This is a genomic window from Methylobacterium sp. WL103, from assembly GCF_008039885.1.
Classification (GTDB): domain Bacteria; phylum Pseudomonadota; class Alphaproteobacteria; order Rhizobiales; family Beijerinckiaceae; genus Methylobacterium; species Methylobacterium cerastii.
Map to the genome: position 1 here is coordinate 1 of NZ_VRUX01001291.1, position 445 is coordinate 445.

The 445-nt window shown below is 73.7% G+C and carries 1 protein-coding gene; it reads left to right on the forward strand.

Features of this window, described 5'->3' with window-relative positions; all coding sequences use genetic code 11:
• Positions 1-61 precede the first annotated feature (61 nt).
• Positions 62-445 (forward strand): glutamate--tRNA ligase family protein (locus FV222_RS29040; protein WP_246685735.1); only part of this gene is annotated, 384 nt, incomplete at its 3' end.

The following is a 445-nucleotide window of genomic DNA, read 5'->3' on the forward strand; positions in this document are numbered from 1 at the left end:
GCTCGCTGCCGGGCATCGCCTGCACGCCCGGCCCGCTGCGCTGCCTGCAGCGCGTCGGCGGTTGACGTCTGCCGGCGCGCCTCGGCCCACCTTTCGCTTTGCGCCGAGCCCGAACGGGCGCCTGCATCTCGGCCACGCCTATTCCGCGCTGCTCAACGCCGACCTCGCCGCCCGAACCGGCGGCCGTGTTCTGCTACGGATCGAGGACATCGACCCGGCCCGATCGCGGCCCGAGCTGGTGGACGCTATCATGTCCGATCTCGCCTGGCTCGGCCTCCGCTTCGAAGCGCCCGTCCGCCATCAGTCGCAGCACATGCAGGCCTATCGCGACGCCCGCGACCGGCTAATCGCGCGGGGCCTCGCCTATCCCTGCTTCTGCACCCGCGGCGACGTCCGCGTCGCGAGCGAGGGCAGCGTCGCGCGCGACCCGGACGGCGCGCCGCTC